At 46.5% G+C, this 637-nt stretch carries 1 protein-coding gene; it reads left to right on the top strand.

The annotated features are described in order from the left end of the window. Window positions 1-214 (top strand): hypothetical protein (locus E1963_RS23710; protein WP_201272099.1); only part of this gene is annotated, 214 nt, incomplete at its 5' end. Window positions 215-637: the final 423 nt, after the last annotated feature.

Genomic DNA, 637 nt, shown 5'->3' with positions numbered 1-637 from the left:
GAAGAAAAGGAGAGGAAGCGAGAAGGAAAAGGGAAAAGGGAGGGGAGGAAAGGGGGAGAGGAAAAGAGGGGGAGAAAGGGAGAGAGGAGGGAAGGAAAAGAAGGAAGAAGAGAAAGGAGAGGAAAAAGAAAAGGAGAAAAGCACAAAGAAGTATGATCTGAAAAAGAGAAGAAAGGGGGAGGAAGAGAAGAAGGAACAAATGCAACCAGCTTAGGGGAAAGAGGAAAGGAAGAGGAAGGGAAGCAAAAGAAGGAAGAAGAAATCCGGGAAAATCTGTCAAAGGAGGAAAAAGAGGAAGAGAAGAAAGGAAGAGGAAGAGAGAGGGAAAGAAAGAAAAGGGAGGAAAGAAAAGGGAAAGGGGGAGAAAAGAAAAGAAAAAAAAGAAGAAAAAGAGAGGAAAAGAAAGGGGAGGGAGGGGAAGAAGGGGAAAAGGAGGAAAAAAGAGAACGAAAGGGGGAAGGAGGGGGGGGAAAAAAAAGAAGGAAAAGATCAAATTCAGGGTGTCCCCAAAAGCAGAAAGGGGGGAGAAGAGAGAGAAGGAGGAAAGAAAGGAGGGAGGAGAGGGGGACAATAGCAAGGAGGAAAAGAGGAGGAGACGGAAAGGAAGGGAAGGAAGAAAGGAGAGGGGGGGGAAAGG

It is taken from the genome of Extibacter muris (genome assembly GCF_004345005.1).
Classification (GTDB): Bacteria; Bacillota; Clostridia; order Lachnospirales; family Lachnospiraceae; genus Extibacter; species Extibacter muris.
This window is presented reverse-complemented; position numbering and strand designations above follow the sequence as displayed.